The sequence below is a fragment of the Agromyces sp. Root81 genome (assembly GCF_001429165.1).
GTDB lineage: Bacteria > Actinomycetota > Actinomycetes > Actinomycetales > Microbacteriaceae > Agromyces.
Map to the genome: position 1 here is coordinate 576,894 of NZ_LMIR01000004.1, position 24,705 is coordinate 601,598.

Here is a 24,705-nt window from a genome sequence, read left to right on the forward strand (position 1 = left end):
GTGAGGAAAAGCCGTGGAGCCTGCTCCTACCGCGTCGATCACGGATGCCCGTCGCGCCCGCTCACGCGGACGACCCCGGGCCTCCCTCGCCGAAGTTCACGGTCAAGTGCGCCAGAGGTGCACGTGACCGACCATGCAGTCTACCAGCCCGGCCCGTGCACAGCGCGCGAGCCCGCTCGGCAGCGCCGCTCTGCAACACCGCGCTGCAGCGCCGCGTAACGGTGAGGGCCGCTCACAGTACGCTGGAAGCCGAACCCATCCCTGTGTCGAGGAGATCTCCGTGCCTGTCACCCCTTCTGCAAACATCGGCGTCGTCGGCCTCGCGGTCATGGGGTCGAACCTCGCCCGCAACCTCGCGAGCCGCGAGGGCAACACGGTCGCCGTGTTCAACCGCTCGCCCGAGCGCACGCGCACGCTGACGACCGAGCACCCCGAGGCCGGGTTCGTCGCGTCCGAGAGCTACGACGACTTCGTCGCCTCGCTCGCGAAGCCCCGCACGGCGATCATCATGGTGCAGGCGGGCACGGGCACCGATGCGGTCATCTCCGAACTCGTCGCCCGCTTCGAGCCGGGCGACATCATCGTCGACGGCGGCAACGCGAACTTCCACGACACGATCCGCCGCGAGGGCGAGATCGCCCCCACCGGCATCCACTTCGTCGGCACCGGCATCTCGGGCGGCGAAGAGGGCGCGCTGAACGGCCCGTCGATCATGCCGGGCGGTTCGGCCGAGTCCTACGAGACGCTCGGCCCGATCCTCGCCTCGATCGCCGCCGTCGCCGAGGGCGAGCCGTGCGTCACCCATGTCGGCACCGACGGCGCCGGCCACTTCGTCAAGATGGTGCACAACGGCATCGAGTACGCCGACATGCAGCTCATCGCCGAGGCCTACGACCTCATCCGACAGGGCACCGGCAAGTCCCCCGCCGAGATCGCCGACATCTTCGCCGAGTGGAACACGGGCGAGCTCGAGAGCTACCTCATCGAGATCACCGCGGAGGTGCTGCGCCAGACGGATGCCGCGACGGGCCAGCCGCTCGTCGACGTCATCCTCGACGAGGCCGGCGCCAAGGGAACCGGCGCCTGGACCGTGCAGAACGCCCTCGACCTCGGCGTGCCGACCTCGGGCATCGCCGAGGCGGTCTTCGCCCGCAGCCTCTCCTCGAAGCGCGCGCAGCGCGAGGCATCCGTCGACCTGCCCGGCCCCGCCGCGGCGTTCACCGTCGACGACGCCGACGCCTTCATCGAAGACGTGCGCCTCGCGCTCTACGCGTCGAAGATCATCGCCTACTCGCAGGGCTTCGATGAGATCATCGCCGGCGCCGAGCAGTACGGCTGGGACGTGAAGAAGGGCGACATCGCCAAGATCTGGCGCGCCGGATGCATCATCCGCGCCCGCTTCCTCAACCGCATCGCCGACGCCTACGCCGACGACCCCGCGCTCGTCGCCCTCGTCGTCGCCCCGTACTTCCGCGACGCCGTCGCCGGCGCGCAGGAGGCGTGGCGACGGGTGGTCGCGATCGCGGCGCAGTCCGGCATCCCGACGCCCGCGTTCTCCTCGTCGCTCGCCTACTACGACGGCCTCCGCGCGACCCGTCTGCCCGCGGCGCTCGTGCAGGGCCAGCGCGACTTCTTCGGCGCGCACACCTACAAGCGGGTCGACAAGCCCGGCGTGTTCCACACGCTCTGGTCGGGCGACCGCTCGGAGATCGAGACCACCCCGTCCTCGCACTGAGGGCAGGCGAACCGGGCAGGGAACGGGGAGCAGGCGAGCAGGTATGGGCGAGCCGAAGTGGCGTGAAGAGGGCGAAGAGCCCGATTACCGGTTCACGCTGGCCAACGAGCGCACCTTCCTCGCCTGGATCCGCACGGCACTCGCGCTCCTCGCGGGCGGTGTGCTGTTGCACCAGTTCGCGACCGAACTCGATCCCCGACTCGTCGTCACGGTGCTGTCGACCGGGCTCGGCGTCGTCGCTGCGGTGCTCAGCGTCGTGTCGTACACCCGCTGGCGCGGCAACGAGATCGCGATCCGCAACGGCCGGCCGCTGCCGTTCAGCTGGGTGCTGCCCGGCCTGGCCGCGGTCTGCCTCCTGACGAGCGCAGTGCTCGTGGTGCTGCTCCTCGTGACGTGAGCGCCGAACGGGTGACCGGCTGACATGACGGCGTACAGCGTTCCCGCAACGGGCGATCCGGGGCTCCAGCCCGAGCGCACCGCCCTCGCCTGGAGCCGCACCGCGCTGACGCTCGCAGTCAACGCGCTGCTCTCGATGCGCGCGGGCTTCGTCGTGGGCGAGCCCTCGCTCGTGGTCGTCGGCGCCGTGCTGTTCGCGGCATCCGGGGCGGCCGTCGCCGTCGGCACGGTGCGTCGCAGGCAGCTCTCGGGGCACCGGCTCGTGATCACTCCCCCGCGCGGGGCGCTGGCGGGGGTCGCTGCGGCGACCCTGCTCGCGAGCGTCGGCGGCATCGCATCGATCTTCGCGGGTGGTGGATCATGAGCGAGCCGCACCCCGAACTCGTGGGCGACGATGACGACGGCCGCGGGCCGGTCTACGGCGATCGGCGGCGGCGCGCCATCCGCATCACCGTGCTCGTCGCGCTCTGCGCCATGCTGCTGCCCGTCGTGCTGTCGGTCTTCGGCACGGCCCGATCGGCCGCGCAGCGCGCCTGCGCGGTCTACGCCGCCCAGTTCGACACGGATGCCGCGGGCGCCCGCGTCGCCTTCGAGCTCTTCGGCCGTGGCGGGCCGGGCTGGCAGTGCTTTTCGGTCGGCGACACCGGCGTCGAGACGCTCATCGCCGAACTCGGCCTGCTTCCGGGCGCACCCCGCCCGATCGATCCCGAGGAGCGCGACGTCTGAGCACGGCGTGCGCGAGCCGCTTCCGCGGCTCACGCCTCGGGCAGGAACACCCGCTTGTAGGTGCGCCCGTCGGGAAGTTCCACGGTCTTGACCTCCATCAGCCCGCGCGTGGCCCGCTGGTAGATCGCCTGCGGCGTCACGCCGAGCCGGGCGGCGGCTTCGGAGACCGAGAGTCCGGGCAGATCGGTCGGCACGCTCGACGGGCGTTCGCGCTTCCGCTTGCGGCTCGCCTCGTGCCTGGCCTCGATCTCGTCGTCGTCGCCCGCCCACCGGTACTTCGCCGCCGAGGGGCTGAGGCCCGCGGCATCCGCGATCTCGTCCCAGCTGCGCCCGGCGGCCAGCGCGTCGCGCACCGAGGCGAGCGTCGCCGGATCGGCCTCGAGGGCGGCGACGAGCGAGCGGATGCCTCGGAGCCGCTCGAGCGGCGAGGCATCCGACTCGTCGTCGGAGACGTCGCCGTGCAGTGCGTCGAGGGCCACGAGCTCGGCGAGAGCACGGGCCGTCTCAGCGGAGAGGAACGACATGGCGGCCCTCCTCAGCCGTTCAGCAGGCCGTTGCGCACTTCGCGGCGCAGCACCTTGCCGATGAGCGACTTCGGGAGCTCGTCGGCCTGCACGACGCGCTTGGGCACCTTGTAGGGCGTGAGTCCGTCACGGGCGAAGTCCCGCAGCGCCGCCTCGTCGAGCGTTGCGCCGTCGCGCAGCACGACCACTGCCACGACCTGCTCGCCCGAGTGCTCGTCGGGCAGGCCCACGACCGCGGCCTCCTCGACGTCGGGGTGCGCCCGCAGCGCCTCCTCGACCTCGCTCGGTGCGACGTTGAAGCCGCCCGTGATGATGAGTTCCTTGATGCGGTCGACGATGCGCACGAAGCCCTCGTCGTCGATCGAGACGATGTCGCCGGTGCGATACCAGTCGGCGCCGCCGTCGGTGGCCGGAACGAAGACGGCCTCGGTCTCCTCGGGCTTCTTCCAGTATCCGGAGAAGACCTGCGGGCCGCGCACGATGAGCTCCCCCTCGGCGCCGGTGGCGACGTCGGTGTCGGGCGATTCGGGGTCGACGACGCGCACCTCGGTCGAGGGCAGTGGCAGTCCGACGGTCCCGGCCTTGCGGTTCGGGGCGACCGGATTCGCCATGAGCACCGGCGAGCACTCCGAGAGGCCGTAGCCCTCGACGAGGTACCCGCCGGTCTGGGCCTCCCACGGCTCGACCACATCGGCCGAGAGCGGCATGGCGCCCGAGATCGCGATGCGGATGCCGTCGAGCGAGACGCCCTCGGCGACCGCGGCCTTCGTGAGCCGGTCGTAGATCGGCGGCACAGCAGGCAGGAAGGTCGGCGGATGCCGCTTCACGACCTTCAGCACGAGGTCGGGATCGAACTTCGGGAACAGCACGAGGCGGGCGCCCATGCTCATCGCGAAGGTGAGGCAGAGCGTGAGCCCGTAGGCGTGGAACATCGGCAGCACCGCGTAGACGACCGAGGTGCCGCGTTCGATCTCGGGCACCCACGCGCGAGCCTGGGCCGCGTTCGCGCCGAGGTTGCCGTGCGTGAGCGTCGCGCCCTTCGGGCTGCCGGTCGTGCCGCTCGTGTACTGGATCACGGCCACGTCGGAGACCGAGGGCCCGATGATGTGCTCGTCGATCGGGTCGGCGCCGACGATCTTCTCCCACGGCGTCGTGCCGCGCACGCTCGCCGTGAGGGCGGCGCGCGATTCGCGGGCCTTCGCGATCGGCAGGCGCAGCATCGCCCGCATCGTGAAGGGCATCGCCCGGGTCACGTCGACCGAGATGATCGTCTGCACCGCGACATCCGCCGGGAACTCCTGGATGGTCTCGACGACGTTGTTCCAGGCGATGACGACGCGCGCCCCGTGGTCTTCGAACTGGTGGCGGAGCTCACGCGGGGTGTACAGCGGGTTGTGCTCGACCACGATCGCGCCGAGCCGCAGCACCGCGTAGAACGCGACGATGTGCTGCGGGCAGTTCGGCAGCACGAGTGCGACCGGGTCGCCCTTCTGCACGCCGAGGAGCCGCAGTCCCTCGGCCGCACGCTCGATCTGCTCGCCGAGCTCGGCGTAGCTCGTGGTGCGGCCGAAGAACTCGAGCGCGACGTTGTCGGGGTAGGTCTGCGCCGACCCGCGGATCAGGTCGGCGAGCGAGCCCGTCTCGGCCGGGAGATCGGTCGGCACCCCCGAGGCGTAGCTCGAGAGCCACGGGCGAGGCGTCGTGATCGCCATGGTCGTGCCTACGCTGCGCCGTCGAACATGCTCGTGACCGAGCCGTCTTCGAAGACCTCGTGGATCGCACGGGCGAGGAGCGGCGCGATGGGCAGCACCGTCAGGCGGTCCCAGCGCTTCTCTTCGGGGATCGGCAGGGTGTCGGTGACGACGACGCGGTCGATGAAGTCGGACTGCAGGATCTCGGTCGCGGGGTCGGAGAACACCGCGTGCGTCGCGGCGACGACGACGCCGGTGGCGCCGGCCTCCTTCAGCGCCTCGGCGGCCTTCACGATCGTGCGGCCCGTGTCGATGAGGTCGTCGACGAGGAGGCAGACCCGGCCCTCGACCGGGCCGATGATCTCGTGCACGGAGACCTGGTTCGGCACCAACGGGTCGCGACGCTTGTGGATGATGGCGAGCGGAACGCCGAGCTTGTCGCTCCAGATGTCGGCGACGCGCACACGGCCCATGTCGGGCGAGACGACGGTGAGCGTGGAGGGGTCGAGCGAGTTCTTGAACTCCTCGAGCAGCACGGGCATCGCGAAGAGATGGTCGACGGGGCCGTCGAAGAAGCCCTGGATCTGCGCGGCATGCAGGTCGATCGACATGATGCGATCGGCGCCCGCGGCCTTGAACAGGTCGGCGACGAGGCGGGCCGAGATCGGCTCGCGCCCGCGGCCCTTCTTGTCTTGCCGGGCGTAGGGGTAGAACGGCGCGACCACGGTGATGCGCTTGGCCGATGCGCGCTTGAGCGCATCGATCATGATGAGCTGCTCCATGAGCCACTCGTTGATCGGCGAGGTGTGCGACTGGATCACGAACGCGTCGCACCCGCGCACGCTCTCGTCGTAGCGGGCGTAGATCTCGCCGTTCGCGAAGGTGCGCGCATCGGTCGGCACGAGCTCCGCGCCGAGTTCGGCGGCGATCTCCGTGGCCAGCGACGGGTGCGCCCGCCCCGACACGAGTACGAGGCGTTTCGAACCGGTGGTCTCGATTCCCGACATGTCTCGGTGTGTCCTCTCCACCCGCCTCGGCCGGTGCGTCAGTCGGCGGCGGGGCCGGATGCCTCGGCGGCGTCGGCTGCCTCAGCAGCCGCGGTGCCGGCTCGATGCGCCTGGACCCATCCCTCGATATTGCGTTGCGGCGCCACGTTCACGGCGAGTGCTCCGGCGGGGACGTCCTTGCGGACGACCGTGCCGGCACCCGTGTAGACGCCGTCCCCAATCCTAACGGGCGCGACGAAGACGCCGTGCGAGCCGGTTCGCACGTGCGAGCCGATCTCGGTGCGGTGCTTGTTCACCCCGTCGTAGTTCGCGGTGATCGAGCCGGCGCCGACGTTCGAATGCTCGCCGATCGTGGCGTCGCCGATGTAGCTGAGGTGGGGCACCTTGCTGCCTTCGCCGATGTTCGCGTTCTTCGTCTCGACGAACGCGCCGATCTTGCCGTCGGCACCGAGCACCGTGCCCGGTCGCAGGAACGAGAAGGGCCCGACGGATGCCCCGGCGCCGACGACCGCGAGGGTGGCGTCGGTGCGCTTCACCTCGGCGTTCTCGCCGATCTCGCAATCGACGAGCGTCGTGTCGGGGCCGACGATCGCGCCGGTGGCGATGAGCGTCGCGCCCTTCAGCTGCGTGCCGGGGCGGACGGTGACGTCGGGCTCGATGCGCACGGCGAGGTCGATCCAGGTCGTGGCGGGGTCTTCGATCGTGACGCCGTTCAGCTGCCACCCGCGCACGATGAGCGCGTTCAGCCGGGCGGCGGTCTCGGAGAGCTGCGCCCGGTCGTTGATGCCGGCGACGAGCCACGGCTCGGACACCGGCACCGCCTCGACCTCGGAGCCGGCGGCGCGGAGCAGGCCGATCACGTCGGTGAGGTACTTCTCGCCCTGCGCGTTGTCGGTCGTGAGGTTCGCGAGCTGGTCGCGCAGTGCCGCTGCGCCGAAGGCGTAGATGCCCGCGTTGATCTCGGCGATGGCGCGCTCCTCGGCGCTCGCGTCCTTCTGCTCGACGATGCGGTCGAAGAGGCCCGCGGCGTCGCGCACGACGCGGCCGTACCCGGTGGGGTCGTCGTAGACGGCCGAGAGCACGGATGCCTCTGCGGCATCCGCCCGGTGCTGCTCGAGGAAGGCGGCGAGGGTGTCGGCGTTCAGGAGCGGCACGTCGCCGTTCAGCACGAGCACGTCGCCGTCGAAGTCGGCCGGGAGCGCCGCGAGCGCCTGCTCGACCGCTCGGCCGGTGCCAGGGATCTCGTCCTGGTCGACGATGATCGTGCCAGGCAGCTCGCGCTCGACCACGGTCGCCACGAGGTCGCGTTCGTGCCGCACGACCGCGACGATGTGCACGGCCTCGAGCGCCCGCGCCGTGGCGAGCACGTGCGCGACGATCGGCGCGCCGGCGAGCGGGTGCAGCAGCTTCGGCACTGCGGACTTCATGCGCGTGCCCTGGCCCGCGGCGAGAACGATGATGGCGAGGTTCTGGTCGGTCATTCGCGCGTATTCCTATCGGTGCGGTCTGTGGGAGGCATCGGGCGGCCGTTCCGGCTCCGCCACCAGGATTCGAACCTGGACCGAACAGCTCCAAAGGCTGCCGTGCTGCCGTTACACTATGGCGGATCGCTCGGGGTCCAGCCCGTGCGCGACAACCAGTCTGCCATGCCCCGGCCGTCGCCCTGGAGCCGGCAGGCGCCCCGCGGCATCCGTCGACATCTGCGGCAGGGGCCGTCCCTGTCGCGGGATAATGACGGGATGACCGATGCAGACGAGGTCGACCGGATCGTCGACGACTGGGAACGCGAGCGCCCCGACCTCGATTTCGCCCCGTTGCAGGTGCTCTCCCGCGTCGCACGCCTTGCGAAGCACCTCGACCGTGCGCGGCGCCAGGCATTCGACCGTTCGGAGCTGGAGTCGTCGGAGTTCGACGTGCTCTCGGCCCTCCGTCGCGCGGGCGCACCGTACCGGCTCTCCCCCAAGCAACTGCTGCAGCAGACCCTCGTCTCGAGCGGCACCATGACCAACCGCATCGACCGGCTCGTCGAGCGCGGCCTCGTGACGCGCCAGACCGACCCCAACGACGGCCGCGGCATCCTCGTCGAGATGAGCGCCGCCGGCCTCACCCGGGTCGACGCGGCGATCACGCGCCTCGTCGACGCCGAGGCCGAGCTGCTCCGTAGCCTGCCCGCCGCGGAGCAGAAGCGGCTCGCGGGGCTGCTTCGGAAGCTCAGCCTCGGCTTCGACTGAGCAGGCAGGCCGGCAGCACTTCGGATGCTTCGGCAGCCGCACGAGATCGAGCGAAGTTCCTTCCATCACTCGAACATACGTTCGATTCCCGGTATGATCGACTCATGCCGATCGCACCCGTGAACGCCCGATCACGCCGCGTTTCGGTGCGCGACGGCGCCGACCCACGCAACGCCGTCAGCGACTCGTCACCGTATGCGATCGCGCAAGACGGCCTGGAACAGCTCGTCGAGGCCGCGGTGCACGCCCAGCGGGTCGAGGCGATGAATGCGGCAATGGGAGTCGACGTGATCTTCTTGACCGTGTCGTTCGCGCTCCGCGCCGAGCAGGCGTTCGTGTCCCCCAAACTCTCCCCTTCCCGACGGCGCGAGATGGCGCGTCGCAGCGTCACCTCCGAACTGGCGACCGCGCTGCACGTGCCCGAGCGCACGATGCAGCGCCAGATCGATGATGCGTGGGCGCTGTCGACACAACTGCCCGCGACGCTGTCGGCGCTCCGGTCCGGGTCGCTCAGCCTGCATCACGCGCGCGTCATCGTCGAAGCCGTTGCCGGGCTCGACGATGATCCGCGCGTTCGGACCGACCTCGACGAGCAGCTCTCGCGATTCGCGGCCGAGCACACGGCGGCCACCGTGCGCCGTAGAGCACGCTCGCTCCGCGAGAAGCTGCAGGCGCAATCGATCGCCGAGCGACACCGCGCGGCCCGCGCGAAGCGGCGCGTCGAGATCGAGCCGGCCGCCGACGGTATGGCCTGGCTGCACGCCTTCCTGCCGGCCGCCGACGCGTTGCTCATCAGAGACCGCCTCGATCGAGTGGCGCGCGAGTCCGACGGGTCGGCGAATGCCACGTCTGCGGCCGATGGCGGGCAGCTCGGTTCCGACCGATCCGTTCGCACCGATGCCCCGATGACCATCGGGCAACTCGATCCCGACCATCCCCGCGGGCCGGACTCACCCACGACCATCGGGCATCGTGGCGGAGGCCAGGTGGTGGACACCGCGCGGGTCGTGGCGCTGACGAACGATCAGGCCCGTGCCGACGCCCTTCGAGATCTTCTGCTGTACGGCGGGCTCGGCGACGATTCCGCGTTCGCAGCAGCTTGCGGCCGCGTGCGGCCGAGCGTTCACGTCACCGTGCCCGTGCTGACGCTCATGGGTTCGTCGGATGAGCCCGGACTTCTCGACGGATATGGGCCCATCGACTCCGAGACCGCTCGTCGCCTCGCGACAGGTGCGCCGTCATTCGTGCGGCTGCTCACCGATCCAGTGACCGGAGCGGTACTCGATGTCGATCGCAGGAGCTACCGCCCGCCTGCCGATCTGAAGCGCTGGCTCCAGGTGCGCGACGGCACGTGCCGATTCCCGGGCTGCAACCGCAGCGCCAGTCTCAGCGATCTCGACCACAGCGTCGATTGGGCCGACGCCGGCCGCACCGCCTTCGACAACCTGGCACATCTCTGCCAGCTGCACCATCAGCTCAAGCACGAGACATCATGGTCGTTGCGACATCTTGCCGGCGCCGTGCTCGAATGGACCTCCCCCACTGGTCGCGTACATCACACCGAGCCGGCGCACGCGATGTCGAATCAGGACGCCGAACCGGGCTTCGCCAACGCTCCTCCGTTCTGATGCAGGCACTGCCAGGCCAGGGGACGGGTTGCCGATTACGCGTAGTCGTCCGGGGCGAACCACCGAACGCCGTCGTCGTGGAGGATCAACTGCGCGCGCACCTCGATGCCTTCCGTTCGACACGCCTCCCCGAGCGCACGCGCCCAGGCGCGATCGGCCGGCGTCGATGCGGCGGGTCCAGTGCGCTCCCACACGAACACGAGCTTGGCGGCGTCGATCTCCCGGGCGATCATCGCGAGCCGACTCGCGAGCACCTCGGGGAACCGACGCGGGCGCCGAGAAACCGTTCGTCGCCTAGCGCCGCATGACCTTGCGGGCCAGCCAGTTGCCGAGGAACTGCAGGCTCTGCACGAAGATCACGATGATCAGCAGCGCCGCCCACGTGATGGCCGGCTCGTACTGCCGATACCCGTAGACGAGCGCGAAGTTTCCGAGGCCGCCGCCGCCGATGAAGCCCGCCATCGCCGTCATGTCGACGATCGCCACGAGCACGAAGGTGTAGCCGAGGATGAGCGGACCGAGCGCCTCGGGGATCACGACCGTGCGGAGGATGCGCAGCGGCCCGGCGCCCATCGCCTTCGCCGCCTCGACGACGCCGGGCGAGACCGTGACGAGGTTCTGCTCGACGATCCGCGCGATCGCGAACGACGAGGCGATCGACAGCGAGAAGATGAGTGCGTCGTTGCCGATTCCGGTGCCGATCACGTAGCGGGCGAACGGCTGCACCGCGGCGATGAAGATGATGAACGGGATCGGCCGGAAGAAGTTGATGACCACGTTCACGATGTTGAAGACCGCACGGTTGGACAGCAGACTGCCGGGACGGGTGGAGTAGAGCACCACACCGAGCAGGAGCCCGAAGAACCCGCCGATGACGAGCGTGGCCGCCACCATGTAGAGCGTCTCGGCCGCGGCGACCCAGAACTCGGAACCGAGTTCGAAGAGGCGATCCATCACGACACCTCCGTCACGTCGACGCGGGAGGATATCTCGGCGAGCACCGTGTCGACCGTGGCATCCTCTCCCCTGATCGCGAGGGTCAGATGACCGAAGGCACGGCCCTGGATGTCGTTGATGCCGCCGTAGACGAGCTCGAACTCGACGCCGGCGGTCGCGAGCGCGACGAAGACCGCGGCCTGAGAGGCGTCGCCGTCGCGGAAGGAGATCGTGACGATGCGGCCCTCGTGGCGCTCCTGCAGCACGGCGAGCTCCGCGGGCGAGGGGATGCCCTTCACGACCGTGCCGACGAAGCGCTGCGACGACGGGTTCTGCGGGTTGGAGAACACGTCGAAGACGTCGCCGTGCTCGATCACGCGGCCGCCGTCCATGACCGCGACCTTCGTCGCGATCGACTGGATGACGTCCATCTCGTGCGTGATGACGATGATGGTGACCCCGAACTCGCGGTTCACGCGCTTCAGCAGCGCGAGCACCTCCTGCGTCGTCTCGGGGTCGAGGGCGCTCGTCGCCTCGTCGGCGAGCAGCAGCCGCGGCGAGGTCGCGAGTGCACGGGCGATGCCGACGCGCTGCTTCTGCCCGCCCGAGAGCTGGTCGGGGTAGTTCTTCGCCTTGCCCGCGAGGCCGACGAACTCGAGCAGCTCGGCGACGCGCGACGCGATCTCGCCCTTCGAGGCCCCGGCGACCGTCAGCGGGTAGGCGATGTTCGCCCAGACAGTCTTCGAGTTGAAGAGGTTGAACTGCTGGAAGATCATGCCGATGCCGAGGCGGATGCCGCGGAGCTCGCGTTCGGGCATGGTCGTGATCTCGCGGCCGTCGACCTCGATCGAGCCCGAGGTCGCGGGTTCGAGCGCGTTCACGAGCCGCACGAGCGTGGACTTGCCGGCACCCGAGTAGCCGATGATGCCGTAGACATCGCCGGGTTCGATCTCGAGGCTCACGCCGTCGATCGCGACGACGGGCGGCGCCCCCTTCTCGGGTGCGGGGTACGTCTTGGTGACGTTGCGCAGGGCGACGAGCGCCATGGTGTTCTCCTCTGCAACGCCGAACGGGGCGGCGAACACCGGCGTCGGTGCTCGCCGCCCGTCGGCGGGTGGTCGATCGACTGAGTCGGGACTCGGCCGATCAGCCGTTGAAGGCCTTGGTGTCGGCTTCGACCTTGGTGAGCGACTTCTCGAGGTCGGCGACGGAGGTCTGCACCGAGACGCCGGTGCCTCCGGACGCCTCGAGGAGGCCGGCCTGCACCTCGGGGTCGGTCTGGAAGATCTCGACGAGCTTCTTGTAGGTCGCGTTGTCCTTGTCTTCGGCACGGGTCGCGAAGATGTTGACGTAGGGCAGTGCATTCGGGTCGGTCGGGTCGTCCTGGGCGATCGCGTCCTCGAAGCTGAGTCCGGCGTCGGCGACGTAGTCGTTGTTGATGACGGCCGCGGCGAGGTCGGGCAGCGAGGTCGGCGTGAGCGATGCCTCGAGTGCGGTGACCGTGACCTTCGATGCCGACTCGTCGATGTCGGCGAGGTCGGAGAAGATCGTGCCGCCGCTCTTGAGTTCGATGAGGCCGGCCGACTGCAGCACGAGCAGCGCGCGGGCCTGGTTGGACGCGTCGTTCGGCACGGCGACCGTCTCGCCCGCGGGGATCTCCTTCACCGAGCCGTACTTGGTCGAGTAGAGGCCGAGCGGGTAGATCGCGGTCGAGCCGATGGGCGCGAGGTCCTCGCCCGCCGACACGTTGTAGTCGGCGAGGTAGACGATGTGCTGGAACTGGTTCAGGTCGAGCTCGCCCTCGGTCGTCGCGGGGTTCGGCTGGGCGTAGTCGGAGAAGTCGACGAGTTCGATCTCGATGCCCTCGTCGGCAGCAGCCTCTTCGAAGGCGGTCCACTGCGCGTCGCCCTTGCCGACGACGCCGATCTTGATGACCTCGCTCGTCGCCTCGCCCGCGGCCGGTGCGGCGCATGAGGCGAGCCCGAGGACGAGGGGCACTGCGGCGAGTGCGGCGATGAGCTTGAGCTGACGTGACATGGTGAGTTCCCTTTCGCTGTGGTGCACGCGATCGGGTGCTGTTGGCGTGGAGCAGGCATGGCTCCGCCACAGTGGTTGACGGTGGGGGCTTCGATGCCGCGATCGCGGGTGCATCACCAACGCTAGGCGAAGATTCTTTGCCCGCTTGACGACATGGTCACACTGCGTCACAGCTTCTGCGGCGTCAAGCCTCCAGCGACTCAGAAACTTCGAGCCAGCGGGTTTCCAGGTCGGCGACGGATGTCTCGAGCTCGCGCAGCGTGTCGCCGAGTGCGCCCAGGCCGACGTAATCGCCCTGATCGTGCACCGCGAGCTTCTCGTGCTGCACGGCGATCTGTGCCGACAGCTTCTCGAGCTTGCGGTCGATCGAGGCGAGCTCCTTCTCGGCGTTGCGCTTGTCGGCGCCCGCGAGCGGGACCGGCCCGCCGGCCTGCTTCGTCTCGGATGCCGCAGCGGACGCGGCGGCCGTCGGCGCGGCGAGCGCCGCGGCATCCGTGGCCCTGCGCAGCTCGAGGTACTGCTCGACGCCGCGCGGCAGGTCTCGCAGGTGCCCGTCGAGGATCGCGAACTGCCGGTCGGTGACGCGCTCGATGAGGTACCGGTCGTGCGAGACGACGAGCAGCGTGCCCGGCCACGAGTCGAGGAGGTCCTCGATGGCGGCGAGCATGTCGGTGTCGAGGTCGTTGGTCGGCTCGTCGAGGATGAGCACGTTCGGCTCCTGCAGCAGGATGAGCAGCAGCTGCAGGCGTCGCTTCTGGCCGCCCGACAGGTTCTTGACCGGGGTCGACAGCTGCGCGGTCGTGAAGCCGAGTCGCTCGAGGAGCTGGCCGGGCGTCATCTCCTTGTCGCCGACCTGGTAGCTCGATCGCTGCTCGGCGACGACCGCGGAGACGCGCTGCTCGGCCCACTCGGTGAGCTCGTTCAGCTCCTGGCTGAGCGTGGCGATGCGCACGGTCTTGCCGCGCTTGACGCGGCCGCTCGTCGGTTCGACGGCGCCGGTCACGAGTCCGAGCAGCGTCGACTTGCCGGCGCCGTTGACACCGAGGATGCCGGTGCGCTCACCGGGCGCGATGCGCCACTCCACGTCGTGGAGCACCGTGCGCGTGGCCGGGGCGCCGGTCACGGGGTCGGTCATCGGGTCGTCCTCGCGAGCGGGATAGGCGACCGACACGTCGATGAGGTCGACGACGTCCTTGCCGAGCCGCGAGACCGCGAGCCGGTCGAGCTCGACCTTGTTGCGGATGGGCGGCTCGTTCGCGATGAGCTCGTTCGCCGCGTCGATGCGGAACTTCGGCTTCGAGGTGCGCGCCGGGGCGCCGCGGCGCAGCCACGCGAGCTCCTTGCGCATGAGGTTCTGGCGCTTCGCCTCGGATGCCGCTGCGGAGCGGTCGCGCTCGACGCGCTGCAGCACGTAGGCCGCGTAGCCGCCCTCGAAGGGTTCGACGATGCCGTCGTGCACCTCCCACGTGGCGGTGCAGACCTCGTCGAGGAACCAGCGGTCGTGGGTCACGACGACGAGCGCGCCGGAGTCGGCCGGCCAACGGCGCTTCAGGTGCCCGGCGAGCCAGGCGATGCCCTCGACGTCGAGGTGGTTCGTGGGCTCGTCGAGGAAGACGACGTCCCAGTCGCCGACGAGGAGCGCCGCGAGGCCGACGCGGCGGCGCTGGCCGCCGGAGAGGCTCGCGATCTGCCCGTGCCACGGCACGTCGCCGAGGAGACCGGCGATGACGTCGCGCACCTTCGCGTCGCCCGCCCAGACGTGCTCCTCGATGCCGCCGACGACGAACTCGGCCACCGTCTTGCCCGGGTCGACGACGTCGGACTGGTCGAGCGTGCCGATGCGGATGCCGCGGCGGTGCGTGACCCGACCGCCGTCGGCGGAGAGTCGCCCGTCGAGGAGCTTCAGGAGGGTGGACTTGCCGTCGCCGTTGCGGCCGACGACGCCGATGCGGTCGCCCTCGTCGATGCCGAGGGTGACCTCGTCGAAGACGACGCGCGTCGGGAACTCGAGGTGCAGGCGCTCGGCGCCCAGAAGATGTGCCATGTCCTCACGAGCCTACTTGCAGTTGCCCCGCCCGAGATCGTGCGGTTGCTCAGCCCGAGATGATCCGAGCCCCGTGCACCGGGCCGTGCACGTGCACGGCGTGCAGGCGGGCCGCAGAGAGGGCGACCTGCAGTTCGAGCGCCGAATCGGTGTCGTCGACGAGGAAGGCGACCGTCGGCCCCGAACCGGAGACGAGCCCCGCGAGCGCGCCATGCGCCCCGCCGAGGTCGAGGATGCCGCCGAGACCCGGCGCGAGGCTGAGCGCCGCCGCCTGCAGGTCGTTGTGCAGCGACTCGGCAAGCCGCCGGGAGTCGCCGGCGCGCAGCGCCTGCAGCACCGCCGTGTCGACGACCGGCGCCGAGCCGTCGGGCACGAGGGCGAGCCGCGACTCCCGCTGGCGGTCGAGCTCCTGGTAGACGGCGGGCGTCGACAGCCCGAACTCCGCCACCGCGAGCACCCAGTGGAACGACCCCGTCGCGAGCGCCGGGCTGAGCTGGTCTCCGCGACCGGTGCCGATCGCCGTGCCGCCGGAGAGCGCGAACGGCACGTCGGCGCCGAGCTTGGCCGCGAGCGTGTGCAGCTCCTCCTTCGAGAGTGCGGTGCCCCAGAGCGCATCGCAGGCCACCAGGGTGGCCGCCGCATCCGCGGATCCGCCGCCCATGCCGCCCGCGATCGGCACGTGCTTGTCGATCTCGAGGTGCACGCCGCCCGGCACGCCCGCGGTGCGGGCGAGCAGCTTCGCGGCCTTGATGGCGAGGTTCGAGCGATCGGTCGGCAGCCCCGAGGTGTCGACGCTGCCGCCGAACGAGACGCTGAACTCGTCGTCGGGCCAGGCGCGCACGTCTTCGTAGAGCGATACCGCCTGGTAGGCGGTGGCGACGTCGTGATACCCGTCGGCCTGCACCTCGCCGACGCGCATGAAGAGGTTGATCTTGCCGGGTGCCCGAACGTGCACTGCCTCGTCGGTCGCCGCGATCGTCATGGCTCCACGCTAACCGACCGACTCGATGGTCACGGCGTCGAGCCAGCCTCGGAGCGTCTGCTTCGCCTCGGCGAGGTCGTCGCCCGTCGGCATGCGCCCGCGCGTGAGGCCGATCGACGTCTTGCCCGCGCCGCGCGCGGACGCCGAGGCGAGCACGAACTCGCCGCCGTCGAGCGGGAACCGCGCCGTCGGATACTTCGCCGAGAGGTTCAGGGCGAGCGGCTCGACACCGGTCCGTGCGGTCACCACGGCGGCGAGGGCGCGGAGCGCCGGTTCGACGTCGCCCGCGATCGTGCGCGTGACGCTCACCTCGAACGTGCCGTCCTGGCGCTGGCCGGGCGAGCGGATGCCTCGTGCCTGCTCGTACCCGACGGTGACGCCCTGCGCCCACCACGGGTCGACGCCCTGGTCTCGTGCGAGCCAGTTCGCGATCGCCTGGTGCTTCCACTCGGCGGCGCCGGCCGCGTCGAGCAGCGCGAACCACTCGTCGCGCGTCCGTCCGGTCGCGCTGACGACCGCGTCGTCGCCGATGCCGTCGGCGTTGCCGCCGACGCCTCGGCTCCCCATGCCCTGCGTCCCCACGGCACCCACGCTAGCGCGTGATCAGACCGCGCGGGCGATGCGGAGGAAGTCGGCGACGGTGAGTTGCTCGCCGCGCGCCTGCGGGTCGACCCCTGCGGCCTCGAGCACGGTGGTCGCGTGCCCCGAACCGCCACCGAGCACCGTCGAGAGCGACTGGCGCAGCATCTTGCGGCGCTGCTGGAATGCGGCGTCGACCAGGGCGAACGTCGCGACGCGTTCGGCCTCGGAGCCCGGGGCATCCGCTCGCTCGAACCCGACGAGCACCGAATCGACGTTCGGCACCGGCCAGAAGACCATGCGAGAGACCTGGCCGGCGGTGCGCCAGTGGCCGTACCATGCGGCCTTGACGCTCGGAGCGCCGTAGACCTTCGACCCGGGCTCCGCGGCGAGTCGGTAGCCGACCTCGGCCTGCACCATGACGATGCCCGACTGCAGCGAGTCGAAGTGCTCGAGCAGGTGCAGCAGCACCGGCACCGAGATGTTGTAGGGCAGGTTCGCGACGAGGCGCACCGGGTCGCCGGGCAGCTCGGTGACGCGCATCGCGTCTTCGGTGACGACCGTCAGCGACGTGCCGGGCTGCATGATCGCGGCCGTGTGCGGCAGCTGGGCGGCGAGGCGTTTGTCGATCTCGACGGCGACGACGGACGCCCCGGCCTCGAGCAGCCCGAGCGTGAGCGAGCCGAGCCCCGGTCCGATCTCGAGCACCGTCTCGCCCGACTGCACGCCGGCGGTCTGCACGATACGGCGTACGGTGTTCGCGTCGTGCACGAAGTTCTGGCCGAGCTTCTTCGTCGGCGTGACGTCGAGCAGCTGTGCGAGATCGCGGATCTCGGCGGGTCCGAGCAGGCGCGGCGCGGTCTCGGCGCCCTCGGCCGCATGCCGATGCGCGTTCACGCTTCCGCCCCGCTCTCGCGGTCTCGGCGCTCCGCTGCCCCCGTCACGGGCTCATCTTGCCATGAGCCGTACACCTGCACGGTGTTCGCCGCGAGCTGTTCGCAGAATTCGTCGAGCTCGGCGCCCAGCACCTCGGCCATGAATCGCACCGTGTGCGGCACGAGATACGGCGCGTTCGGGCGGCCGCGGAGCGGCACGGGCGTGAGGTACGGGGCATCCGTCTCGACGAGGATGCGGTCGCGCGGGGCGACGCGCAGCGCCTCGCGGAGGTTCTCCGCGTTCTTGAACGTGACGTTGCCGGCGAACGAGAGGTACCAGCCCTCGTCGGCGGCGAGCCGGGCGAGCTCCTCGCCACCCGAGAAGCAGTGGAAGACCGTGCGTTCGGGCGCGCCGACCCGGCGGAGCGTCGCCACGACGTCGTCATGGGCGTCGCGGTCGTGGATCTGGAGGGCGAGTCCGTGCCGCTTCGCGATGGCGATGTGCGCCTCGAACGATCGGAACTGCGCGCCGCGACCGTCTTCGCCGGTGCGGTAGAAGTCGAGGCCGGTCTCGCCGATCGCGCGCACCCGCGGGCGGCCCGCGAGCTCGTCGATCACGGCGAGGGCGTCGTCGAGCGTTCCGGCGGCGTCGAGCTCCGGCGCCTCGTTCGGGTGCAGCGCGACCGCGGCCAGGAGCCGCGGCTCGCGTGCGGCGACCTCGGCCGACCAGCGGCTCGTCGCGACGTCGGTGCCGACCTGCACGGCTCCGGCGATGCCGACGGATGCCGCGCGCTCGAGGTGCTCGTGCACGTCGATGGGCAGCGCGCCGTCGGCGATCTCGAGGTGCGTGTGGTTGTCGTAGACGGCCACGGGCAGCGGCTCGGGTGCCGGCGGGTACTCGACGGCGCGACCGCCGTCGGAGCGGGTGCGGAGGTGTGCAGGCGCGGGGTCGCTCACGCGGCCGGTGCTCCGAACTGCATCATTCGGCCACCTCGACGCGCGGGAACAGCGCCTCGAGCGGTGCGACCTGTGTGCCGGTCGTCCAGGCGTCGGCCTGGTCGATGCGCTGCTCCTGCACGGCGCCCGGGGCGCCGAGCGCGGTCCAGAGCTTGGCCGTCGCGACCGGCAGCACGGGCGAGAGCAGCACGGCGAGCGTGCCGAGGCCGTGGTACGCCGTGGCGAGCACCGTCTCGAGCCGGTCGCGCTTGGCCGGGTCCTTCGCGAGGGTCCACGGCTCCTCGATCGTGAGGTAGCCGTTGAGGGCGTCGACGAGCTCCCACGCCGCTCCGATGGCGTCGTGGATCGCCAGACGGTTGATCGCCTCCCACGAGGCATCCGTCGCCCGGCGCTCGACGCTCGCGATCTCGATGTCGGCGGCCGTCAGGGTGCCCGCGGTGGGCACGGCGCCGTCGCAGTAGCGGGTGATCATCGCCACCACGCGCGAGGCGAGGTTGCCGAAGCCGTTCGCGAGTTCGGCCTGGTAGCGCGCTGCCAGGTCCTCCCACGAGAACGAGCCGTCCTGACCGAACGCGATCGCGCGCAGGAAGTAGTAGCGGAACGCGTCGGAGCCGAAGGTCTCGGTGATCTGCTCCGGCGCGATGCCGGTGAGCTTCGACTTCGACATCTTCTCGCCGCCGACGAGGAGCCAGCCGTGGGCGAAGACGCCCTTCGGCACCTCGAGGCCACCGGCGAGCAGCATCGCCGGCCAGATGACGGCGTGGAAGCGCAGGATGTCCTTGCCGATGATGTGCTGCGCGGGCCAACGCCGCGCGAACTCGGCGTCGTCTTCTCCGTAGCCGACCGCGGTGATGTAGTTCAGGAGCGCGTCGAACCACACGTAGAACACGTGCGACTCGTCCCACGGGACCTTCACGCCCCAGTCGAACGTCGACCGCGAGATCGAGATGTCGGAGAGGCCGCGGCTCACGAACGAGACCGCCTCGTTGCGAGCGGACTCGGGCTGCACGAAGTCGGGGCGCTCCTCGTAGAGCGCGAGCAGCTGGTCGGCGAAGGCCGACATGCGGAAGAAGTAATTCTTCTCGTGCAGGAGCTCGACCGGCTTGGAGTGGATCGCGCAGACGAGCTGGCCCTCGTACTCCCCCGTGCCCGGCACGAGGTCGGACGGCTGCTTGTACTCCTCGCAGCCGACGCAGTAGTAGCCGTCGTACTCGCCGGCGTAGATGTGTCCGTCGTCGTAGAGCTTCTGCAGGAACTTCTGGACGTTCTTCTCGTGCCGCTCCTCGGTGGTGCGGATGAAGTCGTCGTTGGCGATGTCGACCGTCTCGAGCAGCGGGATCCACGCCTCGGCGACGAGCTTGTCGGCCCACTGCTTCGGCGTCACGCCGTTGGCGGTCGCGGTGCGCAGGATCTTCTGGCCGTGCTCGTCGGTGCCCGTGAGCATCCAGGTGTCGTCGCCGGCCTGGCGGTGCCAGCGTGCGAGCACGTCGGCAGCGACCTCCGTGTAGGCGTGCCCGATGTGGGGCACGTCATTCACATAGAAAATGGGCGTGGTGGTATAGAACGAGGAGCCGTCGGCCATCCCCCAATCCTACGGGCGAGCGGATGACCCGGCGTTCCGGTTACGCCGGCGCCGGCGAACGCTCCCGTCGCCGATGGCCGGCGGGATCGCCTCCTCGACCTCCATGTGCTCGTGCGGGGTGGGCACCCCGAGGGTGACGTCCTGCTCCTTGATCGCCGGTTCGTGCACCCGCTGGCCCGGGTAGCCGACGATGCGCAGGCCGAGCACGATCTTGCCCGGCGCCTCACGACGGTCGAGGGCGCGGTACGCGTCGGCGACGGACTCGAGGGGGAAGACATCGGCGATCGGGAGGCGCGCACGCCGGGTCGCGACGAGTGCGGCGACGCGACCGAGGGCGACGACATCGCCGGCGTAGACCTTGACCGCCTCTTCGTCTTGCACCGCATCCCAGTCGAGCACGGTGAGGATGCGCGACGGCGGCACGCCGAGGGCGAGCGCCGCCTCGGTCTCACCGCCGAGGAAGTCGAGGAAGCCGGTGATCGGCCCGGGAGCCACCGGTCGTACTCGCTCGGCGAGGTCGGGGCCGTAGGCCACCGGGAGCACCCCGAACTGGCGGAGGAAGTCGAATCGGGTCTCGATGCTCGTGCCGATGACCGTGGCGCCTCGCATGCGGGCGAACTGGGCGGCGAGGCATCCGACGCCCCCTGCCGCGGCCGTGATGACGACGGTGTCGGCCGGCGAGAGGGCGAGCGATTCGACGGCCGTCCACGCGGTGGTGCCGGCCACGTAGAGGGACCCGGCGACCTCCCAGGTGAGTTCGGGCGGCTTCGGCAGGAGCTGGCGCTCGGGCACGACGACATGGCTCGCATGCGCGCCGCGCTCGACGAACCCCATGACCTCGTCGCCGTGCGAGAACGACGACACGCCGGGACCCGTCGACACGACGACACCTGCGAGATCGCGGCCCTGCAGCGAGGGGAAGCTCACGGGCCATCGCTCGGGGTGGTCGCCGCGCCGGATCGCGCTCTCGACCGGGTTCAGCCCGGTCGCGAACACCGCGACGAGCACTTCGCCCTCGCCGGGTTCGGGCATCGGCTGTCCGACGACCTCGAGCACCTCGGGTCCGCCGTACTCGGAGAACCGGACGACATGCGCCAGGTCGTGGTCGGGGTCGTGAGTCATCTCGCACCTCCACCGCTCTACCGGTACTGCCATTCTCCGCCAGGCAGGCGGATTCCGACAGGGCTGGACGCGGTGCGCCGCGACGGCCCGGGCGGCGTCAGCCTCGCTTGCGCGCCTGCAGGCCCGCCTCGTAGAGATCGCGCGTGCTGAGGCCGCTCTCCGCGGCGACGAGGGCCGCCGCGTCCTTCAACCGGGTTCCGGATGCCGCGAGCTCGAGCACCCGCGCGAGGGCGTTCTCGGGGTTCGCCTCCTGCTCGGCGGCACCGCCGACCACGATCACGATCTCGCCCCGCACCCCGCCCTCGGCCCAGGTCGCGAGCTCGCCGAGCGGGCCGCGCCGCACCTCCTCGTACATCTTGGTGAGTTCACGGCAGACGGCGGCCGGCCGGTCGGCCCCGAACGCCTCGGCGAGCGCGGCGAGGCTCGCGGCCAGCCGCGACGGACCCTCGAAGAACAGCAGCGTGCGGCGGTCGCCGGCGAGCTCGGCGAGGCGACGGCTGCGCTCCCCCGCCTTCCGCGGCAGGAATCCCTCGAACGCGAAGCGGTCGGTCGGCAGGCCGGACACGGCGAGCGCGGTGACCACTGCCGAGGGCCCGGGGATCGCGGTGACCTCCACACCCGCGTCGGCGGCGGCCGCGACGAGCGGGAAGCCCGGGTCGGACACCGTCGGCATGCCGGCGTCGCTCAGCACGAGCAGGTCGGTGTCGCGGGCGAGCTCGACGAGCTCGGCGGCCTTCTGCCGTTCGTTGTGCTCGTGCAGCGCGATGAGCTTCGGCCGGTTCTCGATGCCGAGCCCGGCGAGCAGGCGCTGCGTCACCCTCGTGTCTTCGGAGGCGATGACGGTCGCGGCCTCGAGGGCGTCGCGAAGTCGGGCGGAAGCGTCGCCGAGGTTGCCGATGGGCGTCGCCGCGAGGATGATCATGAGCTCAAGCATGACACCCGCCGATCGGGCCGCCTCGTTTAGGGTTGGCGCATGGGAGTGGAGCCGGGCGCCGCCGAGACGCGCGAGAAGCGCATCGACGGGGCATCCGCTCCCGACGAGTCGATCGAGGAGTTCGCCGACGAACCGCTCGAGGATCGCCGCGGCACCCGCCTCGACGACTGGTGGAGTCGGGTGCTCTCGACCCCGCGCCGCCGCACGCTCTGGTACTGGGGCGGCCCGATCCTCGTCACGCTCCTCGCCGCCGTGCTGCGGTTCTGGAACCTCGGACACCCGGCGGCGATCGTCTTCGACGAGACGTACTACGTGAAGGACGCGTGGACGCTCCTGCAGAACGGCTACGAGTCGAACTGGCCCGAGGGCGCCGACGCCGACTTCGCCGCCGGCGACACCGGCATCTTCAACGACTCCCCCGCTTACGTCGTGCACCCGCCGCTCGGCAAGTGGATGATCTCGCTCGGCATGGCCGCCTTCGGTGCCGGCGACCCGTTCTGGTGGCGCGCCTCGACGGCGCTCACGGGAACGATCGCGGTCTTCCTGATGACGCTCGTCGCCCGCCGCCTCTTCGCGTCGACGATGCTCGCGGTCATCGCCGGCCTGCTCTTCGCCGTCGACGGCAACGCGATCGTGATGTCGCGAGTGGCCCTGCTCGACAACTGGGTCATGCTCTTCGCCCTGCTCGGGTTCTGGTTCGTGCTGCTCGATCGTGACCGCTCGCGCCGATTGCTCGAGGAGCGACTCGACGCCGACCGCGCGACAGGGCGCGAACCGCACTACGGCCCGGCGATCTGGGCCCGCCCATGGGTGGTCGCCGCGGGGGTCGCGTTCGGCGCCGCCTGCGCCGTGAAGTGGTCGGGACTCTGGTTCCTCGCCGCCTTCGGCATCTACCTCGTCGTCGTCGATGCCGTCGCGCGCCGCCGTGCGGGCGTGCCGTTCTGGCTCACGGCGTCGATCCTCAAGCAGGGGCCGGTGACATTCCTGCTGCTCGTGCCCGTCGCCGCGGTCGTCTACCTCGCGTCGTGGACGGGCTGGCTCGTCACCGACGGCGGCTACTACCGGCATTGGGCCGAGGAGGCGGGCAACGCCGCGACCGGCTGGCTCTCGTGGGTGCCGCTCTCACTGCAGAGCCTCTGGCACTATCACGAGGCCGCCTACGGCTACCACGTCGGCGTGCACAGCCCCCATCCGTGGCAGTCGAACCCGCTCACCTGGCTCTTCATGATCCGGCCGACGAACATGTACTACTCCTCGAGCGACGACGGTTCGGGCGGCTGCGGCGCCGACACCTGCTGGTCGTCGATCATCGAGCTCGGCAACCCGCTGATCTGGTGGGCGGCTGCGGCGGCGTCGATCTACCTCGTCTACCGGCTCGTGCGGTATCGCGAGTGGCAGGTCGGTGCGATCCTCGTGGGTCTGGCAGCGGGCTACCTGCCGTGGCTCGGGTACCTGAACCGCACCGTGTTCCAGTTCTACTCGATCGCCTTCGAGCCGTTCACTGTGCTCGCACTCGTGTTCGTGATCGGCCTCATGCTCGGCCGGCGCGACGACCCGACATGGCGACGCGAACGCGGCATCGCCGTCGTCGTCATCTTCCTCGCGTTCGTGCTGGCCGTCTCCGCGTTCTTCTTCCCCATCTGGTCGGGCATCCCCGTCACGCCGACGTTCCGGCAGCTGCACTTCTGGCTGCCGAGCTGGGGCTGACCAGTCGGCTAGCGTTGCAGGGTGCGTGGAATGCTGTCGGGACTCGTGGTCGCGGCCTCCGCGGCCCTCATCGCGTGGCTCTGCCACCTCGCATTCCCCGTGGTGCCGCTCCTCACCGCCGCGGTCGCGCTCGGCATCGTCGTCGGCCAGATCCCGGCGCTGCGCCCGGCCCTCGCGGGCGGGCTCGCGCCCGGCCTGAAGATCTCCGCCCGCCGGCTGCTCCGCATCGGCATCGTGCTGCTCGGCCTGAAGCTCAGCCTCGTCGACATCGCGTCGCTCGGCTGGGTGTCGATCGCGACGACCGTCGCGGTGGTCGTACTCACTTTCGTCGGCACGATCGGCCTCGGCCGCGCCCTCGGACTGCCGGGCCATCAGCCGCTGCTCGTCGCGAGCGGGTTCTCGATCTGCGGCGCCTCGGCGATCGGCGCGATGGGCGCCGCGGTTCGCGCCCGCGATGAGGAGCAGGCCGTGCCGGTCGCCCTCGTCACCCTGTGCGGCACGCTCGCGATCGCGGTGCTCCCCGCCCTGTGGCATCCGCTCGGTCTCTCGAACGTGCAGTTCGGTCACTGGGTCGGCGCGGGCGTGCACGATGTCGGTCAGGTGGTCGCGACCGCGCAGATCGCCGGCACCGCGGCCCTCGCGGTCGCCGTCGTGGTCAAGCTCACCCGGGTGCTCATGCTCGCCCCGATGGTCGCGATCACCGCGGCGGTCGAGCGACGACGGGCGGTGGATGCCGCGGGCCCGCGCCCCGCGATCGTGCCGCTCTTCGTGGCCGGATTCCTCGCCGCCGTGCTGTTGAACACCTTCGTGCCGTTGCCCGAGTGGGTGCTGACGGGCGCCGACGCGTTGCAGACGGCGTTGCTGGCGATGGCGCTCTTCGCCCTCGGCGCCTCGATCCGGCTCGGCGAGCTCGCGGGCACCGGGTGGCGGGCGCTCGTCGTCGGCCTCACCTCGTGGGTGCTCGTCGCGGGCCTCGCCTACGGAGCCGTGCTGCTCGGCTGACGGTGCCGGC

24 protein-coding genes and 1 tRNA gene are annotated in these 24,705 nt (G+C 70.6%); 8 read left to right on the forward strand and 17 right to left on the reverse strand.

Features of this window, described 5'->3' with window-relative positions; all coding sequences use genetic code 11:
- Window positions 1–133 precede the first annotated feature (133 nt).
- From gndA to ASE14_RS19560, 4 genes are read left to right on the forward strand one after another with little or no spacing between them, the layout of a single operon-like run.
- A complete protein-coding gene (gene gndA / locus ASE14_RS19545) occupies window positions 134–1,735 on the forward strand; it encodes an NADP-dependent phosphogluconate dehydrogenase (protein ID WP_082601083.1) in 1,602 nt (533 codons plus the stop codon).
- 43 nt (window positions 1,736–1,778) lie between these two features.
- Complete coding sequence (locus ASE14_RS19550; protein ID WP_056659029.1) at window positions 1,779–2,132, forward strand: YidH family protein; 354 nt, start codon at window positions 1,779–1,781, stop codon at window positions 2,130–2,132.
- Between the two features lie 24 nt (window positions 2,133–2,156).
- Window positions 2,157–2,495 (forward strand): DUF202 domain-containing protein, encoded by a 339-nt coding sequence (locus tag ASE14_RS19555; RefSeq protein WP_056659032.1) that lies wholly within the window; start codon window positions 2,157–2,159, stop codon window positions 2,493–2,495.
- Window positions 2,492–2,857, forward strand: coding sequence for a hypothetical protein (locus ASE14_RS19560; protein WP_056659034.1), 366 nt, complete (start codon window positions 2,492–2,494; stop codon window positions 2,855–2,857). Before ASE14_RS19555 ends, ASE14_RS19560 begins: the two co-directional genes overlap by 4 nt.
- A gap of 29 nt (window positions 2,858–2,886) precedes the next feature.
- Here the strand turns inward: ASE14_RS19560 and ASE14_RS19565 are convergent, their stop codons facing one another.
- From ASE14_RS19565 to ASE14_RS19585, 5 genes are all read right to left on the reverse strand, one after another.
- Entirely contained in the window at window positions 2,887–3,381 is a 495-nt protein-coding gene (locus ASE14_RS19565) for a hypothetical protein (protein WP_056659037.1), read from the reverse strand.
- Between the two features lie 11 nt (window positions 3,382–3,392).
- Complete coding sequence (locus ASE14_RS19570; RefSeq protein WP_056659040.1) at window positions 3,393–5,093, reverse strand: long-chain-fatty-acid--CoA ligase; 1,701 nt, start codon at window positions 5,091–5,093, stop codon at window positions 3,393–3,395.
- 8 nt (window positions 5,094–5,101) lie between these two features.
- Window positions 5,102–6,079 (reverse strand): ribose-phosphate diphosphokinase, encoded by a 978-nt coding sequence (locus ASE14_RS19575; RefSeq protein ID WP_056659043.1) that lies wholly within the window; start codon window positions 6,077–6,079, stop codon window positions 5,102–5,104.
- 38 nt (window positions 6,080–6,117) lie between these two features.
- Window positions 6,118–7,560 (reverse strand): bifunctional UDP-N-acetylglucosamine diphosphorylase/glucosamine-1-phosphate N-acetyltransferase GlmU, encoded by a 1,443-nt coding sequence (glmU, locus tag ASE14_RS19580; RefSeq protein WP_056659045.1) that lies wholly within the window; start codon window positions 7,558–7,560, stop codon window positions 6,118–6,120.
- Between the two features lie 54 nt (window positions 7,561–7,614).
- A tRNA-Gln gene (locus tag ASE14_RS19585) sits at window positions 7,615–7,686 on the reverse strand.
- Window positions 7,687–7,818: 132 nt separating this feature from the next.
- On the opposite strand from ASE14_RS19585, the gene ASE14_RS19590 reads away from it, so the two are divergent.
- Window positions 7,819–8,310 carry a MarR family winged helix-turn-helix transcriptional regulator gene (locus tag ASE14_RS19590; RefSeq protein ID WP_056659048.1) on the forward strand — a complete coding sequence of 164 codons (492 nt, stop codon included), beginning with the start codon at window positions 7,819–7,821 and terminating at the stop codon, window positions 8,308–8,310.
- 104 nt (window positions 8,311–8,414) lie between these two features.
- Window positions 8,415–9,938 carry an HNH endonuclease signature motif containing protein gene (locus ASE14_RS19595; protein WP_056659051.1) on the forward strand — a complete coding sequence of 508 codons (1,524 nt, stop codon included), beginning with the start codon at window positions 8,415–8,417 and terminating at the stop codon, window positions 9,936–9,938.
- 35 nt (window positions 9,939–9,973) lie between these two features.
- On the opposite strand, the gene ASE14_RS19600 is transcribed toward ASE14_RS19595, so the two are convergent.
- The 12 genes from ASE14_RS19600 to rsmI form a co-directional block, all read right to left on the reverse strand.
- The gene (locus ASE14_RS19600; protein ID WP_056659055.1) at window positions 9,974–10,192 is read right to left on the reverse strand and encodes a hypothetical protein; all 219 of its coding nucleotides are present in this window, start codon (window positions 10,190–10,192) and stop codon (window positions 9,974–9,976) included.
- A gap of 40 nt (window positions 10,193–10,232) precedes the next feature.
- On the reverse strand, window positions 10,233–10,892 hold the full coding sequence (locus ASE14_RS19605) for a methionine ABC transporter permease (RefSeq protein WP_056659058.1): 660 nt from the start codon (window positions 10,890–10,892) through the stop codon (window positions 10,233–10,235).
- Window positions 10,892–11,920, reverse strand: a complete 1,029-nt coding sequence (locus ASE14_RS19610; RefSeq protein WP_056659412.1) for a methionine ABC transporter ATP-binding protein — start codon at window positions 11,918–11,920, stop codon at window positions 10,892–10,894. The genes ASE14_RS19605 and ASE14_RS19610 overlap by 1 nt, the downstream gene beginning before the upstream one ends.
- A gap of 100 nt (window positions 11,921–12,020) precedes the next feature.
- Window positions 12,021–12,911, reverse strand: coding sequence for a MetQ/NlpA family ABC transporter substrate-binding protein (locus ASE14_RS19615; RefSeq protein ID WP_056659061.1), 891 nt, complete (start codon window positions 12,909–12,911; stop codon window positions 12,021–12,023).
- A gap of 184 nt (window positions 12,912–13,095) precedes the next feature.
- A complete protein-coding gene (locus ASE14_RS19620; protein ID WP_056659063.1) occupies window positions 13,096–14,955 on the reverse strand; it encodes an ABC-F family ATP-binding cassette domain-containing protein in 1,860 nt (619 codons plus the stop codon).
- Window positions 14,956–15,004: 49 nt separating this feature from the next.
- Window positions 15,005–15,937 carry a 4-(cytidine 5'-diphospho)-2-C-methyl-D-erythritol kinase gene (locus ASE14_RS19625; RefSeq protein ID WP_056659066.1) on the reverse strand — a complete coding sequence of 311 codons (933 nt, stop codon included), beginning with the start codon at window positions 15,935–15,937 and terminating at the stop codon, window positions 15,005–15,007.
- Window positions 15,938–15,946: 9 nt separating this feature from the next.
- On the reverse strand, window positions 15,947–16,519 hold the full coding sequence (locus tag ASE14_RS19630; protein WP_157373097.1) for a hypothetical protein: 573 nt from the start codon (window positions 16,517–16,519) through the stop codon (window positions 15,947–15,949).
- Between the two features lie 21 nt (window positions 16,520–16,540).
- Complete coding sequence (gene rsmA / locus ASE14_RS19635) at window positions 16,541–17,413, reverse strand: 16S rRNA (adenine(1518)-N(6)/adenine(1519)-N(6))-dimethyltransferase RsmA (protein ID WP_082601084.1); 873 nt, start codon at window positions 17,411–17,413, stop codon at window positions 16,541–16,543.
- Window positions 17,410–18,348, reverse strand: a complete 939-nt coding sequence (locus ASE14_RS19640; RefSeq protein ID WP_056659072.1) for a TatD family hydrolase — start codon at window positions 18,346–18,348, stop codon at window positions 17,410–17,412. Before ASE14_RS19640 ends, rsmA begins: the two co-directional genes overlap by 4 nt.
- A gap of 22 nt (window positions 18,349–18,370) precedes the next feature.
- Window positions 18,371–19,930, reverse strand: a complete 1,560-nt coding sequence (gene metG / locus ASE14_RS19645) for a methionine--tRNA ligase (RefSeq protein WP_056659075.1) — start codon at window positions 19,928–19,930, stop codon at window positions 18,371–18,373.
- Window positions 19,931–19,939: 9 nt separating this feature from the next.
- Window positions 19,940–21,052 (reverse strand): NADP-dependent oxidoreductase, encoded by a 1,113-nt coding sequence (locus ASE14_RS19650; RefSeq protein ID WP_157373098.1) that lies wholly within the window; start codon window positions 21,050–21,052, stop codon window positions 19,940–19,942.
- Between the two features lie 97 nt (window positions 21,053–21,149).
- Entirely contained in the window at window positions 21,150–21,974 is an 825-nt protein-coding gene (gene rsmI / locus ASE14_RS19655; protein WP_056659418.1) for a 16S rRNA (cytidine(1402)-2'-O)-methyltransferase, read from the reverse strand.
- A 51-nt stretch (window positions 21,975–22,025) separates the two neighbouring features.
- On the opposite strand from rsmI, the gene ASE14_RS19660 reads away from it, so the two are divergent.
- Window positions 22,026–23,693, forward strand: a complete 1,668-nt coding sequence (locus tag ASE14_RS19660; RefSeq protein WP_082601085.1) for a dolichyl-phosphate-mannose--protein mannosyltransferase — start codon at window positions 22,026–22,028, stop codon at window positions 23,691–23,693.
- A gap of 30 nt (window positions 23,694–23,723) precedes the next feature.
- On the forward strand, window positions 23,724–24,695 hold the full coding sequence (locus ASE14_RS19665; RefSeq protein WP_056659078.1) for a YeiH family protein: 972 nt from the start codon (window positions 23,724–23,726) through the stop codon (window positions 24,693–24,695).
- Window positions 24,696–24,705 lie beyond the last annotated feature (10 nt).

Excerpts from the sequence above, each read along its gene's own strand:
- gndA (WP_082601083.1), top strand. The coding sequence starts at position 134 with ATGCAGTCTACCAGCCCGGCCCGTGCACAGCGCGCGAGCCCGCTCGGC.
- ASE14_RS19550 (WP_056659029.1), top strand. The coding sequence starts at position 1,779 with ATGGGCGAGCCGAAGTGGCGTGAAGAGGGCGAAGAGCCCGATTACCGG.
- ASE14_RS19555 (WP_056659032.1), top strand. The coding sequence starts at position 2,157 with ATGACGGCGTACAGCGTTCCCGCAACGGGCGATCCGGGGCTCCAGCCC.
- ASE14_RS19560 (WP_056659034.1), top strand. The coding sequence starts at position 2,492 with ATGAGCGAGCCGCACCCCGAACTCGTGGGCGACGATGACGACGGCCGC.
- ASE14_RS19565 (WP_056659037.1), bottom strand. The coding sequence starts at position 3,381 with ATGTCGTTCCTCTCCGCTGAGACGGCCCGTGCTCTCGCCGAGCTCGTG.
- ASE14_RS19570 (WP_056659040.1), bottom strand. The coding sequence starts at position 5,093 with ATGGCGATCACGACGCCTCGCCCGTGGCTCTCGAGCTACGCCTCGGGG.
- ASE14_RS19575 (WP_056659043.1), bottom strand. The coding sequence starts at position 6,079 with ATGTCGGGAATCGAGACCACCGGTTCGAAACGCCTCGTACTCGTGTCG.
- glmU (WP_056659045.1), bottom strand. The coding sequence starts at position 7,560 with ATGACCGACCAGAACCTCGCCATCATCGTTCTCGCCGCGGGCCAGGGC.
- ASE14_RS19590 (WP_056659048.1), top strand. The coding sequence starts at position 7,819 with ATGACCGATGCAGACGAGGTCGACCGGATCGTCGACGACTGGGAACGC.
- ASE14_RS19595 (WP_056659051.1), top strand. The coding sequence starts at position 8,415 with ATGCCGATCGCACCCGTGAACGCCCGATCACGCCGCGTTTCGGTGCGC.
- ASE14_RS19605 (WP_056659058.1), bottom strand. The coding sequence starts at position 10,892 with ATGGATCGCCTCTTCGAACTCGGTTCCGAGTTCTGGGTCGCCGCGGCC.
- ASE14_RS19610 (WP_056659412.1), bottom strand. The coding sequence starts at position 11,920 with ATGGCGCTCGTCGCCCTGCGCAACGTCACCAAGACGTACCCCGCACCC.
- ASE14_RS19615 (WP_056659061.1), bottom strand. The coding sequence starts at position 12,911 with ATGTCACGTCAGCTCAAGCTCATCGCCGCACTCGCCGCAGTGCCCCTC.
- ASE14_RS19620 (WP_056659063.1), bottom strand. The coding sequence starts at position 14,955 with ATGGCACATCTTCTGGGCGCCGAGCGCCTGCACCTCGAGTTCCCGACG.
- ASE14_RS19625 (WP_056659066.1), bottom strand. The coding sequence starts at position 15,937 with ATGACGATCGCGGCGACCGACGAGGCAGTGCACGTTCGGGCACCCGGC.
- metG (WP_056659075.1), bottom strand. The coding sequence starts at position 19,930 with ATGGCCGACGGCTCCTCGTTCTATACCACCACGCCCATTTTCTATGTG.
- ASE14_RS19650 (WP_157373098.1), bottom strand. The coding sequence starts at position 21,052 with ATGACTCACGACCCCGACCACGACCTGGCGCATGTCGTCCGGTTCTCC.
- rsmI (WP_056659418.1), bottom strand. The coding sequence starts at position 21,974 with ATGATCATCCTCGCGGCGACGCCCATCGGCAACCTCGGCGACGCTTCC.
- ASE14_RS19660 (WP_082601085.1), top strand. The coding sequence starts at position 22,026 with ATGGGAGTGGAGCCGGGCGCCGCCGAGACGCGCGAGAAGCGCATCGAC.
- ASE14_RS19665 (WP_056659078.1), top strand. The coding sequence starts at position 23,724 with ATGCTGTCGGGACTCGTGGTCGCGGCCTCCGCGGCCCTCATCGCGTGG.